A 13776-nucleotide genomic window follows, 5' to 3' on the forward strand; every position below is an offset into this window, starting at 1 on the left:
GTAGCAGAGGCTCCGCGCACGGTGGCCGCCCCCGCCGTGCCCTTAACATGGTGGCTGCACAAGGAGTAGCCCATGAACGGTGCCAGGAGCCTGGTGGAGACCCTCATCGCCGCCGGCGTGGACACATGCTTCGCCAATCCCGGGACGAGCGAGATGCACTTCGTCGCCGCGCTCGACCAGAGCGCCGGCATCCGCTGCGTGCTGGGCCTGCAGGAGAACGTGGTCACCGGCATGGCCGACGGCTACTGGCGCATCGCCGGCAAGCCGGCCTGCACGCTGCTGCATTGCGGCCCCGGCCTGGCCAATGGCCTCGCCAACCTGCACAACGCGCCGCGCGCGCAGCGGCATCGTCAACATCGTGGGCGACCAGGCGACCTACCACCGGCCTTTCGACGCGCCGCTGACGGCCGACACCGACGCGCTGGCGCGCGCGGTCTCCGGCTGGCTGCGCACCAGCGCGCGCGCGCAGGACGTGGGGCGCGACGCGGCCGCGGCGGTGCAGGCCGCGCGCACGCTGCCCGGGCAGGTGGCCACGCTGGTGCTGCCCTCGGACGCGTCGTGGAACGAAGGCGGTGTCGTCGCGCAGGCGCTGCCGGTGCCGGCACCCGCGCCGCTCGATCCCTCCGCCGTCGACCGCGCGCGCGCGCTGCGCTTGGGCGGCAGGGTGCTGCTGCTGCTGGCCGGCCGCGCGGTGCAGGCCGAGGCGCAGGGGCTCGCATGGCGCATCGCCAGCGCCACCGGTGCGCGGTTGATGGCGGACTTCGTGAACCCGATGGTCGCGCGCGGGCGCGGCCGGGTGCAGCTCGAACGCGTGCCCTACAAGACCGAACTGGCGATCGAGGCGCTGGCAGGCTTCGAGCACATCATCCTGGTCAACGCCAAGGCGCCGGTGGGCTTCTTCGCCTATCCCGGCCTGCCGTCGATCCAGTACCCGCCCGACGCGCAACTGCACGTGCTGTCACGGCCCGAGCAGGATGCGGTCGCCGCGCTGCGCGCACTGGTGGAGGTGCTGGGCGCACCGGAAGCGGCCATCCCCGACGCCGGCCCGCGACCGCAGGCGGCCAGCGGCGAGCCCACGCCGGAGAAGCTGGCGCAGACCGTCGCCGCGCTGATGCCCGAGAACGCGATCGTCTCCGATGAAAGCGTGTCGTATGGGCGCGGCTTCTACCGGCACTCGCACGCGTCACCGCCGCACGACTGGCTGCACCTGGCCGGCGGCGCCATCGGCGACGGCCTGCCGGTGGCCACCGGCGCCGCCATCGGTGCCGGCGGCCAGCGCCGCGTGATCGGCCTGCAGGCCGACGGCTCCGCCATGTATTCGCTGCAGGCCCTGTGGACGCAGGCGCGCGAACGGCTGCCGGTCACGACCATCCTGCTGAACAACCGCAAGTACGGCATCCTGGTGGGCGAGTACAAGGGTGTCGGCGCCACGCCCGGGCCGACGGCGCTGCGCATGCTGGACCTGGGCGACCCCGACCTGCAGTGGGTGCGCCTGGCCGAGGGCATGGGCGTGCCCGCCGCGCGGGCCACCACCATGGAACAGTGCGCGGACCTCATGGCGCAGAGCTTCCGGCAGCCGGGGCCCTTCCTGATCGAGCTGATGGTTTGAGGTCCGCGGCGCTGCCGGCCCTGCAGCGTGCCCGTGCGGAGCCTCCGGCCCGAATCAGCGCGCCTTGGCCTGCAGCGCCTGCAGCGAGAACGTGTAGCTCACCTTGTCCAGCGGCTTATGACACGCCAGGCACTCCGCCTGATTCACCCCCGCCCGCGCCTTCTTGTCCGGCGTGAAGACCGCGTAGTTCCACTCGTCGTTGCGCAGCAACTCCGGGATGTCCTTGCCCCATCCTGCGGCCCGGCCCATGACCGCGTAGGCCAGCAAGCGGTCCCGCTCGTAGAAGCCATCGCCGCCGACCACCGGCTTGCGGTCGGGGCCGAGCTTCGCGGCGTGCTGCTCGAGAACCAGCACCGAGCCGTCGGGCAGCGGCTTGCCTTCACGCGCGGCCTGCAGCGCCACCGCGTTGGCGTAGAGGTAGCGCACCTGGTTGATGTCCGCCCGGTTCACGGTCTGGTACATCGTGAAGCCGTTCGGGTAGCCCTCGGGCAGGGTGGCACTGGTCTTGGCCAGGGTCGGCAGGAAGTCGGACTTCGCGCTGGACACGCCGGCCCCAGGCAGCGACGAGAAGTAGGCCGCGACGTTGGCCATGTCCTCCGCACTGAGCTGCGCCGCGATGGCCCCCATCACCGCGTTCTTGCGCGAGCCGTCCTTCAGCGCCCGCAGCTGCGACTGCAGGTAGGCCGCCTTCTGGCCGGCCAGGTTGGGGATGGTGTCGCTGACGCTGACGCCGTTGACGCCATGGCAGGCGGCGCACACTGATTCAGCGCGCGCCTTGCCCGCGGCGAGGTCTTGCGCTCCGGCCAGCGGGGCCATCGCAGCAGCCAGCACCAGCATGCCGGTGCGACCGAGGGGGACGACTTCATGGGCGCCTCCTTGTGGGTGGACGGACTGTACGCGCTCAGTCACGGATCAGGTGCGCCAGCAACGCTATGCCACGAGCCCGGAGAGGATTCTCTGCGCGACGGCACGATCATCCAGGTACGCCACGATGCCGTGGCGGTTGTCGGTGTAGTTGTCGACGTCGTTCTTGTTCTCGATGGCAGGCGTCACCGGAAAATTCGCGGCGTCGAGCGGGTAGAGGGCGACGACGTCGCGGGGATCGAACGCGTTGTACCAGGACGCGACCGCGGGCCGGGGATAGCGGATCGGGCGGAACCGGTCCCGGATCGCACGCACGCCCAAGGGGCTTCCGACCGTCACGTAGAGCGGCACCTGGAGCGCACGCCGGTCGTTGACGAGGACGCTGTAAGTGACGACCGAACCCAGCGAGTGGCCCACGACCACGGTCGGTTCCTCCGTGAGCTGCGCCGCGACCAGCCTGTCGATGGCGTCGCGCACGGCGGGCCGCGTCACATAGAGGAAGACGTCGCGGGTGAAGAGTTCCAGCGAAGCCTGGTTCATGCCCCGGCCGTTCTTGTCGATCGCCCGCAGCACCGCCTGCACCCATTTCCAGTTCAGCGGCCCGCGCTCCTGGACGGGCCCGTCGAATTCGGAGTTCACCTTTTCTTCGGGAATGCCGGCGCCCTGGCGGATCGATTCGGCCATCTCGTACTGGAACTTCAGGAACTCGTCGTTCTGCTCGCCCCGTGCCTGCACGTCCGACGTGAGCGGGATGTCCATCTGGCGGGCATAGGCGTCGAGCAGGTCGCCGTAGAAGGGAAAGGCGACCTCGACGCGCGGCGCGAGGGCCGAGCCGGATTTCGCGGCGCCGCGATGGAGGGCCGCCACCCACTCCTGCTGCAGCTTGACGGGATCCTTGCCTTCCTGCGCGCGGCCATGGACCAGCAGCAGGCGCGACGCTCGCACCGGTTGTGCGCGAGGCGCCCCGACAAATCCCGAGAGCGCCATCGCCGAGAGGCCGGCGATCACCTGCCGCCTGTTGTTCATGGCGCCTCCTCCTAGACCCGCAGCCGTCCCGACCGGAGGGCGTCCAGCAGCAGTCGGGTTCCCTGCGGCTCCAGGGTCGTCCAGAGGGCGGGCCGCAGGTGGTCGCGCAAGGCCTCGATTTCCTTGGGCAACTCGACATTGTTGACACGCAGCAGGGCCCAGCCCTGCGCCAGCATCGGGCAGAACGGCGCGCAGGTCCGCAGCGTCGCCTCCTTCTTCGCCAGGGCGCCGGAGAGCATCGCCGTGTCGAACAGATCGAAGCCGAGGTCGCCGCGCATGATGCCGCGCACGGAAGCCACGCCGCGCTGCTGGCCCGCTTCGGAGTAAGCGTATGCCGCGTAGAGCCCGAGCGTGGGATCGACATCCTTCATCATCCGCACCGTATCGGCCAGGCGTGCCCCGGCATTCCTCCCGCCGCCTTCCTCGCGTTCGATCCGGAAGACGCCGAAGCGCGCCGCCGTCGCGACCGAGGCGTGCAATTCGACCAGGCGCCTCGCGTCATAACCCCCGTGCCGCGGGACGTAGCTCACGTTGATGACGCCATTGCGAGCGACTGCGATGTTGCCCGCGAAGCCGTGCAAGGCGGCCACCAGCGTGGACGATCCGTCGGCGAACTGGATCAGCGCGCTCGCGGCGCGGCCGCGCGGCACGTTGACGGCAACGGCCTGGTCGCCGATGCGCTCGAAGGGCCGCGGCGGTCCATCCAGGATCAGGAAGGCCGAGTCGATGGGCTGGCCCGAGACCAGGAAGCCGGTCGTGAATGCGCTGGGCAGCCTGCGGGCAAACGCCTCCAGCTCGTTCATCTGGCCCGCGACCTCGGACTGGGCCTTGGAAAATCCGGTCTTCGTGTCGAGGTCTCGGGTCGCCTGCCGATACGCTGCGAGCTCGGTGTCCTTGCGCGGGCCCACCTGCACGATGCCCCGCAGGCCGACATCGCCGAGGTTGGCCGCCGCGATATGCCGCAAGCCCGTGGCCGTGCCGGTCGAAGCGGCCATCGTGGTCTTCGCGGCCTTCGCGATGTAGATGTCGTCGTCCGACGTGACCTGGGCGTCGGGCCGCTGGTTCAGCTGGATGTTGATCCGCTGCGCCCGCAGCGGGACCTCGCGCTCGAGGAAGCGCTTGAGCCGCTTGTTCGGAACGACGTCCACGCCCCCGACCTTGCTCACGATGTCCGTGGGCGCCTCGGCGAACGCGGACAGCAGCGTCGTCGTGTAGATGCCGGCGTAGTTCCTGGTGCTGTCGGTGATCGCGGCTTCGAAGGAGGGGTCGCCCACGAGCGTCGCCAGGAACTGGTCCACGTCGGACGGCTGCACTGAGCCCGAGGTCGGGAAGATGATGCCGCCCCGGATGGCCGACAGGCCGAGGCTGCGCGGGGTGGACCGGCAGGCATCGGAGATGAAGACCACATTCGGGATCCCCGAATAGAGGCGGGCCAGCTGCACGCTCTCGCGCAGGCTCACCGACTGGTTGGGATTGCGCGTCGCGTCCGACAGCAGCCAGTACTCGACGTACTCGGCGGCCAGGCCGTGCCCGGCGAAGTACACGACGAGCTGCTCGATCGTGCCCTTGCGGATGAAGCCGTCGATCGCGGCAAAGATGCGGTCGACCGTGACCGGCGTGTCGTCGTCGACCAGCGCTGCCACGTCGTAGCCCTCGGCCTTGAGCAGCGTCTCGACCTCGCGGGCCCCCGACGCGGCGGCCCGCAGCTTCGGCAGGTCGCCGGCCTTGTCCACGCCGATCACCACTGCGGCCCGCTGCCTGGGCCGCGGTTGACTCCACGCCGGTCGAAGCGGCGCAAGGCCTGCGAGCGCACCGGTCAGCACGAGCGGACGTCGTTTCATGGCGGGACCCTCCTCCTGCGCCTGCGACGCTCCCCAGGGCACGGGGCCCGGGGTCACCATCACGGGCGGGGTTCGTTTCGCAAACTACTGACCGTGCGGACGCTTGTCAAGCCGTGGCGAGGAGTCGCCCTTGTGCGCCGTAGCAAGTGCGTGCGATGCCTGCCGTCGTTGGCGCCTTCGCCGGCGCTCAGGACAGGATCCAGCGCGCCAGTTGCCGGGCTTCCCGTTGGTTGATCTGCGGCCGCTCGCTGCCATCGGGCATCCTCGCAGTGCCCCAGTGGGGACCCAGGTTGGCACTGCTGCCCATGCGGATGACATCGACGAGCTTGCGTTCGGGCGACTTCATGCGCTTGTACACGGCCTTGATGTCGCGGAAGGACGGGCCGATCACATGCTTGTCCACCGCGTGGCACTGCATGCACTGCTTCGCCTCTGCCAGCTTCGCGTTCGCAAGCGCGGGGCCGGATGCGCCCGCCGCGAGGAAGAGGGCGGGGAGCAGCATGAGCTTCATTGGTGACTCCAGCAGTGGGGGCTTGAAGGTACTCCGCGCCCGCAGGTGAGTTTGACGGTCCTCAAGGAAGCGCTGTGTGGGGAAGTCCTTTGCCTGGTTGTCAAACAGTCCTGGGACCGTTTCCCGCTGCCGATGCAGGGAGCCCGAAGACGCGATCGAAGGCCCACGTGAACACGATGGCGTAGACGAAGAAGAACACGAGAAGGCCGAGATTGGCCACGAACGCGGCTGCCGGGGAGATTTCCAGCCAGAGCGACATGACTGGAACGAGCATGAAGACCAGGCCGCCCTCGAAGCCGGCCCCGTGGGCAAGCCGCCTTGCGAACGAGCGCCCCCGCACGCTTTGCCGCGACTCCCAGCGCTCGAAGACCCAGTTGAAGGCGTAGTTCCACGTCAGCGCAATGGTGGACAGCACGACGGCCAGTCCGAATGTGGATGTCTGTGACTTGTCGAATGCAAGACTCAGGGCAGGCCCGACGAAAGCGATGGCGATGACCTCGTACAGGACGGCTTGAAGGATGCGGCGGGTTGTGGGTGACATCTTGGGCGAATCGGGAGGGCGAGCGCGTTGCGCGACGCAGCGCAGGCTGGTTCCTGCTGCAGCAAGGTTACAGGGGTTGCGGTGCAAGTGCAGTCGAAGGGGCGAGAAGCCCCGGAGTGCATGGGTGGTCGTGCGGCAACACCCGTGTCAGGGCTGCTCCTGGCCGGAAGCTGCATCCACTGCGGCCGCGAGCAGCCACGCGCTTGCCAGCTTCCGATCAATCCTTGATCAAGCCGCCCGCGAGAACCACCAGATCCCAAGGATCGCCGCACAGTGCGTCATCACCGTCGACCAATAGATTGTGCGGAAGCTCGCCTTGGCCGACTTGTGCCGTAGGACCTGCTGTGCGAACCAAGCGCCGCCCCATCCGCCGGCGAGGCTCCACAGGTGCAGGGTGACCTCCTTGATACGCCAGTGGCCGTTCTGCGCCGCGTATTTGTCGTGCCAGTAGGCAAAAAAGGCCCCGAGGTTCAGCAGGACGGACGCAGGGAGCACCCACCAAGGGACCTGCCGCTGCCAAGCGAGCCAGGTCAGGCCCGAGCCATACGTCACCATGAGCAGCAAGGCCCACCATGCACCGGAGTGCGGCGCATGTGCCGGCCGGCGGGTTGCCTGCTTTCGTGCTGCCGGTCGCGTGGCCTCGTCGCGAGCCTTGCTCGCGCGGGGTGGTGCCGCCGCTTCCACTGCTACTGCGCGCGGCCCCTTGCCGCCGACGTGGACGTCTTCGAAGGTGACGCGCAGGCCTGGGCGCGGTGTTTCACCAGCGCTGGAGCGGTAGTCGCGCACATGCACGAACACGTCCTGTGCTACCGCGCCGCTGCGGATGAACCCAAATCCCTTGGCGTCGTCCCAGCGGACGATCGTTCCTTCTTTACGCATGTGTGCAGTGGAGGAGAGTTTCCGCTGGCAATCTTATCGTTGCATCGACCGGCTGAATCCGCAGCCGGGTGCAGCCCTCGCGTCAGCGGCCGACGACTGCCGCCAGCTCCCAGGTTCCGGCCTGTTCGTCGCACCGCAGCACATAGCTGCCCTCGTCGGTATCCACCTTCCACCAGCGCTGGGTGGCGCCGTACCACCTGTCGCTGACCGTGCGCACCTCGACGCGCCGGGATCCGAACCAGATCACGCTTGGTTCGGGGTCGCTTGTCGCTGTCGTGGTTTCAACCCGGATCATGTGCTGAAGGTAGCGCATGTCCGCTTCCGACCCTCTGCTGTTCCGTCGCTGCGCCTACCTGAGCGGCAGCAATGCAGCGGTTGCTGCCCATCGTCGCCCACGCCTGAACTCACGCTTTCGGTCATATTGCATTCATTCGCGGCGCTGCGGTGCATCCCCCACAGCGAGCGGTATCGAGACTGCTGACTTAGCCCTGCGCATCGGTGGAACGAGGGATCTCGAGATGCCGCTGGCGCACGGCTCAAACGGGCACTCTCGACTCACAGCTGCCGTCGTCCACGAAGAACTGGAGTGGCCAACCGCCGGAGTATCAATCCGTCGTTCGTAGCAGTGCCAGCTTTCCGTGATCAGCGGTTTTGAGTGGAACAGCGCATTGCAGCAGCAACTTTGGATGCCATAGGCACCAGCCTTCGGAACCCCGGATCATGCCGGGCACTCCGCCTCCGTGTTTGATCGCTCCACCGTTCAGCACAATAATTCGCGCATGGCGAAGCCCCCACGTCTCTACAAGTACCAGCCCTTTTCCCCGCGGTCCATCGAAAACCTGAAGAACCAGGTTGTCTACTTCGGTTCACCGCGAGCCTTCAATGATCCTTTCGATTGCGCACTGTCGCCTCAATTAAAGGTGCCAACTGACGACGATCTGCGAAAGCTTCGTGACCATTGGCTAGCCACCAAGCCGTTCGACGAATCACAGCGAAACGCGCTCAAAGCAATCCCATTCGACGAACTCCGAAGCAATGTCACACAGACAGTACGAAAGACGCTGAGGGAGAGTGTCGACAAGTTTTCAACGACGCAGGGGGTCACCTGCTTCGCCGAACGACCGAACAACTTGCTCATGTGGTCGCACTATGCAGACCACCATCGCGGCTTCTGTCTTGAATTTCGCACGGACGTTCCCGACTTCGGCAAGCTGCGTCAGGTCACCTATTCGGACCAAATGCCAGAGATTGATCCCGTTCGAATGCTCATTGATGACGAGTACGAAGAGTTCCTGAGCCTCTTTTGCACGAAGGCACAGGACTGGCAGTACGAACGGGAATGGCGGGGATGGCACAAGGAAGCTGGAACCGCGTATACCTATCCCGCAGAAGCGCTCACAGGCGTTTACTTCGGCGCAAGGGCATCGTTCACCTCTTTCGAAATCGTGGCACTGATCTTGGCCGGCCAGAACGAGGAGGTAGGCCTATGGGAGGGCTCCCGCAGCGAGGACTCTTTCTCGATTGTTTTCGAGCAAAAGACGTACACGTCGTACTTAAACGCAAAGCGCCGTGGACTCATTCCGTGATGAGACTGCGCACGCGGCACCTCGCTTCCGAAGAAGCCGTGCCAGTAAGTCAGCCAGAGGTGAAGAAGCGCCCATATGCGACTGAAATTGGATGATCTGCGGCAGATCACCGCAAGAGGCGAATGGAAGGCATTGGCCGCGTCCGTCGCCGCGACGGACACAGCCGTGTTGCGACGCGAGGACTTCGAAACGTACTGGATCGAAGCCGGGCACCAGATCCGCGAGCAAGTGGACGATGATCGGGCGCTGATCCGCCTACTTCGGAAGATGTTGCCTCCGTACTCCGGCCCTGGTTTAGACCTTTATAGGGGCGAAAACGTCAACAGATGGCGTGCGGGGCGCCTAGGCTTGGCATGGACGCTCGACGTGGAAACGGCGCGCATGTTTGGGCGCGGGCTCAATGCATTTTACGGCGGTGGAGTCTTACTACGAGCGCGGTTTGAGGCTCCCGCGATCCTTAGCGCGCCATCCGAGCACAGTCGATACCTCGACGAAGGTCAATTCACCGTGGACCCATTCGCTGGAACGGGTATGGTGGTGATAGAAGTCTACCCAGAAGTCACATAGGACAAGACATGCCGCATCCTGGCTTTCGCATCTTCGTTTTGGGTGCAGGCTTTTCAAGGCCAGCAGGCCTGCCGCTGGCCAGCGAACTTTTCCCGCTCGTCAAGAACTCCATCGAGGAACGCCATGGGCGGGACACCAAGTTCCATAAGGACCTGGCGGACTACATTCGATACAAGAAATTGGCGGACGGCGAGGAAGTACATGAGAGCGCAGTGGACCTAGAGGCGCTGCACTCGCATTTGGACATTGAGCACTTTCTTGGTCTCCGCGGCAGCGACACTTGGAGTAAGGAGGGCAACGAATCACAACTCATGATCCGCCGTGCGATCGGGGAAGTCATTCATCGGCACACGCCAGCGCTAGACAAACTGCCGTCCGCCTACTATCGGTTCGCGGAGAATCTTTCTTTGCACGATTGGGTGCTGACGCTCAACTACGACCTCGTTCTCGAACGTGCCCTGGAACATGTCGGAAAACCCTATCGACTGTTCCCACACCGGTTCGTGGACGTTGGAGAGCACTTGAACGTGGTTGATTCGAGCAAGGAAGAGGTCATCTTGCTCAAGCTGCATGGCTCCGTAGATTGGTTTCATAACGCGAGCTTCCTCGAACAGCGTGCCTCGTTAGGGCCTCGAACTGCTGCGGGCCCAGTAGTACACGAAGTCTTTGATTTCCCGGAGCGCTTCGGAGTGTCTCCGCTCGTCGAGGGCCCCCGCCAACCGGATGATCCGCTTCGGCATGTGCAGCGAATCAAGAACTGCGATGCGTTCTACCGATCCTCTCGCGGCTTCGACGCCCCTTTCATTCTTTCTCCGTCACACGTCAAATTCGTGTATGCGCAGCCCTTGCTCAGCTTTTGGCATGGGATGGGACAGTCAGGAGGTTGGAACCTAGGCCTGAATGTGATCGGCTTTTCCTTGCCACAGCATGACGAGTACATCCGCGTTGGTCTGTACCAGATGATCCGAAACTTCCAGTTTTACTCATGGGACACGAACTTCTTCGGGCACCACAAAGATTACGTGAAGTTCGTGGACTTCCAAGCTTCGAGGGATGGGATGAACAGGTACCTCAAACGGTACGCCTTCTCCGAACCAAGTAGGTCCGCCTTTCTGTTTGCCGGGTTCGGTGACGATGCCGTTGAATTTCTGTTCACCCAACAGCGGCCCGCACCAACGAACATCGTAACCGGTGCAATCGGTTGACGCCGCATTGCGAGGCCCCCGGATGTCTCAGCCGCTCTGCATGCACGCCTGCAGGGCGGCTGCGCGTGCCTTCGGTCCAATTGACGGCCAATTGGCTTGCGGAAGCCGGCTGCCAGGGTGCGCTTGCCGCGCGCCGTTCGATGCCCGGTATCGATTGCACGTCAACAACATTGTTGCCGCGCACCACTTAGGTGATTGTCGGGCGGCTTATTCCAGCCAATAATCCGCGACAACGGAGGGGACTGCCATGGTGCGAGGTTGGACCGCAAAGGCCCATGTTGCGTTGGTACGCGCAGCGTGAGCGACTTTACTTGGCACTACTTGTTGCCGCTGACGCCACTCGTAAGCCGCTTCTTGGTGGCTGCATCGTGGCACAGGCTCATGGCGAAAGCTCTCCCCGAAGCCGCGCAGGAACGCGATTTCCAGCGCGCGACGATTCTCAGCCTCGCGGGATTTAGTTTCACGGCCGCCGCTGGACTAGCAGTGCTGGATGCGCGAACCCGGTTGGGGCTCCAGCTTCCCATTTGGTTCGTCGCGGTGAGCTTTGTGGCTTACCTCAGCGCTCACAACATGCAGGCATACAAGGCGACTTGGCTTCAAGACCAAGTGGCGACAGCGCTGTCAGAGGCAGGGAGCCTCTCCTTGAACTTGGCGCTTATAAGTCTGCTGCTCAGTGCGAACAAGCCCGATGAAGGGCTCGCCTCCTGGTTCAAATGTCTGGTGACGGTTGTCGCTCTAAGCGCATGGGCCGTGGATCACATTGCGAGGCTATACATCGAATGCACGTACTTCGGCGCGGCAGCTGAGGAGGGCTCCAATGAGCACGCGTAAGCCACCGTCAGAAGGAACGGGTGCGAAGAAAGCGCCAGCGAAGAAGGCAGGAGCGAAGCGCCCTGCGGCGAGGAAGACGACAGCGAAGCGTCCGGCGGCCAAGAAGACGACAGCGAAGCGTCCGGCGGCCAAGAAGACGACAGCGAAGCGCCCGGCGGCCAAGAAGGCAGCAGCGAAGCGCCCGGCAGCCAAGAAGGCAGCCGCAAAAGGTTCCTCATGGGGAATGGCTTCGGGCCGAACACCGGCGAAGCGCTCCAATGGGGGCATTTCGTTGGGCCGTTCGGAGTCAATCGCAACTTTCGTGAGGTGTGACGTGTGCGGGCTTCGTTTTCCGCGAGGTTTGTCATGTCCGCGGTGTGCTTAGCGTGTTCGTCGCGGTGTTGGCCCAAGAGCCCATCTTCGGCGCCTACGCCATGGACTGCCAATTCAAAGAAGACCTGACGCGCGCGCGTGCTAGCAACGTGGTGAGGGACGCTCGGACATGACGCCCAGCTTCGTCTTCTTGGATACCAGCGTGCTGGATGGACAGCAGTACAACTTGAATTCCACCGCGCTGGTTTCGTTCATCCCAGTCGCGAAGAAGCACAAAATTACCCTCTTGCTCCCGCACCCGACCGAACAGGAAATTCGGCGGCACATCAAAGAACGGGCGAGGGAGGCGCTGACTCGCCTTGGCACGGCCTTCCGCGAAGCGCGGAAGAGCGCACCGTTCCTGACAGGGTGGGAACACTTCCCGGAAGACGTGTCAGACAAGGTGGATGAGGCGGTGCGCGTCGCCCTTTATGAGTGGAGACTTTTTCTCGGCAGATTCAATGTAGAACGGCTTGACTACGAAGCCATCAACTTGCGTGATGTGATGCACTGGTACGACACGCTCACGCCCCCTTTTCGGGAGGGCAAGAAGCGGAAGGAGTTTCCCGACGCCTTTGCACTTGCCATTCTTGCGGCACATGCCGCTGCGACGGGAAAGATCATTGCCGTCGTTTCCGAAGATGCTGACTTCCAACTGGCATGTGATCGCTATCACTCGCTGCTCTACTTCAAGTCCCTTCCTGCCCTGACTGAAGTACTGCTGGCTGACCCCTCGGAGATTGAAGCACTTCGCGCGGCAGTGCTGGGCGATCCGTCCCTCTTGGAAATCGGCATTGCAATCCACGCCACGGAGAGCTTTCTTTCCTTCCACATTGACAATCGCTATGACGTGCATGAATGGAAGGTGGCCCAAGCCAGGATCACCGACATGCGGGTCGTGGCACTAGGCGTTGGAGAATGCAAGGTCACCTTCGAGGCGGAGATTGATTTTGAAGTCCATCTTGGATGGAGCGAGTGGGATGAGGCGACTGAGGAAACTACTTCCGAAAGCGACTGGTTCATCGAAACGCATCCCTTCAGCGGCGCAGCGAAATTGGCACTTGAGGCGAACAAGCACATTCGAAGTGTTCCCTTGGTGTCCCTGAACGAACACCTTGTCTCTTTTGAAGAAACACCGCGCAGGCGATAGATGCATCAGAGCGGCACCGATCATCGGACGAAAGTAGTGCAGGCGTTCTGCAATGAATGCGTTTGGGCCTGCAGCATCCGCACGCACTTCGCCGACTTGTTTGAGTTCAACGAGGCCAGAAGATCGTTGCTCAGGGAAGCTGCCAATACGTTCTTTGGCGACTTGAACATCCTGCTGGTTGAATACATCATTCTTCAGCAGTGCAAGTTGACGGACCCTGCAGACTCCGGGAAGGGCAAGGAAAATCTCACAACCGACTACATCCTTTCTCTCGGATGGATGCCCTCCACGCAGGCTCGCCTTCAGACCGCGAACACACGCCTCCGCGCGTATCGAGACAAGATTGCTGACGCTAGGCGAAAGCTTATTGCGCACGCGGACCTTCGCTCGCATTTGCTGGAGGTGGGGCTCGGTATGGTGACGCAGTCCGAAGAGACTGCGTTTTGGGACGATCTTCAGGAATTTGTCGACGCGGCTCACGGCGAGGCAGTGGGCGGACCGTTTCCCATTCATGCGAGCATGCCGGATGGCGATGTGGCTAGTCTTGTGCACGTTTTGCGCGATGGGGTGGACTACGATGACATCGTGAAGGAACGCCCTGACCTGAGCATCTCCCGTTATGGAAAGCGCCGCTATGGCGATGTATAGCCGGTGCTGTATAGGTGTTGAAGCCCGCCCGCAAGGGTTCCTTGTTCCTGACGACCCCCGCATGCCGACGAATCCCCCGGCGGGGTCCTTCGACAACCGACTGTCCAGTGTCCGCAGCGCCGACCGGGCACACCGCTATGTCGGTGTTGGTCCCTGCATCAACTCAA

The 13776-nt window shown here is 63.9% G+C and carries 14 protein-coding genes and 1 pseudogene; 8 read left to right on the top strand and 7 right to left on the bottom strand.

Annotation, left to right across the window (positions count from 1 at the left end):
* Window positions 1–72 precede the first annotated feature (72 nt).
* A pseudogene (locus HK415_RS21865) lies at window positions 73–1609 on the top strand (acetolactate synthase large subunit).
* A gap of 54 nt (window positions 1610–1663) precedes the next feature.
* Here HK415_RS21865 and HK415_RS21870 read toward each other — a convergent pair.
* The 7 genes from HK415_RS21870 to HK415_RS21900 form a co-directional block, all read right to left on the bottom strand.
* A complete protein-coding gene (locus HK415_RS21870; protein WP_171562862.1) occupies window positions 1664–2446 on the bottom strand; it encodes a cytochrome P460 family protein in 783 nt (260 codons plus the stop codon).
* Between the two features lie 93 nt (window positions 2447–2539).
* Window positions 2540–3499 carry an alpha/beta hydrolase gene (locus tag HK415_RS21875; protein ID WP_171562865.1) on the bottom strand — a complete coding sequence of 320 codons (960 nt, stop codon included), beginning with the start codon at window positions 3497–3499 and terminating at the stop codon, window positions 2540–2542.
* Between the two features lie 11 nt (window positions 3500–3510).
* Entirely contained in the window at window positions 3511–5340 is a 1830-nt protein-coding gene (locus HK415_RS21880) for a caspase family protein (RefSeq protein WP_171562867.1), read from the bottom strand.
* 187 nt (window positions 5341–5527) lie between these two features.
* Window positions 5528–5851 carry a c-type cytochrome gene (locus tag HK415_RS21885; protein ID WP_171562869.1) on the bottom strand — a complete coding sequence of 108 codons (324 nt, stop codon included), beginning with the start codon at window positions 5849–5851 and terminating at the stop codon, window positions 5528–5530.
* Window positions 5852–5951: 100 nt separating this feature from the next.
* On the bottom strand, window positions 5952–6392 hold the full coding sequence (locus tag HK415_RS21890) for a PACE efflux transporter (protein WP_171562871.1): 441 nt from the start codon (window positions 6390–6392) through the stop codon (window positions 5952–5954).
* Between the two features lie 228 nt (window positions 6393–6620).
* Complete coding sequence (locus HK415_RS21895) at window positions 6621–7271, bottom strand: DUF1294 domain-containing protein (protein WP_171562873.1); 651 nt, start codon at window positions 7269–7271, stop codon at window positions 6621–6623.
* Window positions 7272–7353: 82 nt separating this feature from the next.
* The gene (locus tag HK415_RS21900; protein ID WP_171562875.1) at window positions 7354–7584 is read right to left on the bottom strand and encodes a hypothetical protein; all 231 of its coding nucleotides are present in this window, start codon (window positions 7582–7584) and stop codon (window positions 7354–7356) included.
* Window positions 7585–8050: 466 nt separating this feature from the next.
* Between HK415_RS21900 and HK415_RS21905 the strand changes: the two genes are divergently transcribed.
* From HK415_RS21905 to HK415_RS21935, 7 genes are all read left to right on the top strand, one after another.
* A complete protein-coding gene (locus HK415_RS21905; RefSeq protein ID WP_171562878.1) occupies window positions 8051–8857 on the top strand; it encodes a DUF2971 domain-containing protein in 807 nt (268 codons plus the stop codon).
* Window positions 8858–8932: 75 nt separating this feature from the next.
* Window positions 8933–9424 (top strand): hypothetical protein, encoded by a 492-nt coding sequence (locus HK415_RS21910; RefSeq protein ID WP_171562880.1) that lies wholly within the window; start codon window positions 8933–8935, stop codon window positions 9422–9424.
* A gap of 8 nt (window positions 9425–9432) precedes the next feature.
* Window positions 9433–10629, top strand: a complete 1197-nt coding sequence (locus HK415_RS21915) for an SIR2 family protein (RefSeq protein ID WP_171562881.1) — start codon at window positions 9433–9435, stop codon at window positions 10627–10629.
* Window positions 10630–11010: 381 nt separating this feature from the next.
* Window positions 11011–11460 carry a hypothetical protein gene (locus HK415_RS21920; protein ID WP_171562883.1) on the top strand — a complete coding sequence of 150 codons (450 nt, stop codon included), beginning with the start codon at window positions 11011–11013 and terminating at the stop codon, window positions 11458–11460.
* Entirely contained in the window at window positions 11447–11824 is a 378-nt protein-coding gene (locus HK415_RS27320) for a histone H1-like repetitive region-containing protein (protein WP_171562885.1), read from the top strand. The genes HK415_RS21920 and HK415_RS27320 overlap by 14 nt, the downstream gene beginning before the upstream one ends.
* A 117-nt stretch (window positions 11825–11941) precedes the next feature.
* Window positions 11942–12961 (top strand): PIN domain-containing protein, encoded by a 1020-nt coding sequence (locus HK415_RS21930; RefSeq protein WP_171562887.1) that lies wholly within the window; start codon window positions 11942–11944, stop codon window positions 12959–12961.
* A complete protein-coding gene (locus HK415_RS21935; protein ID WP_171562890.1) occupies window positions 12962–13609 on the top strand; it encodes an AbiU2 domain-containing protein in 648 nt (215 codons plus the stop codon).
* The last annotated feature ends 167 nt before the right edge of the window (window positions 13610–13776 follow it).

This window comes from Ramlibacter montanisoli (assembly GCF_013087525.1).
Classification (GTDB): domain Bacteria; phylum Pseudomonadota; class Gammaproteobacteria; order Burkholderiales; family Burkholderiaceae_C; genus Ramlibacter; species Ramlibacter montanisoli.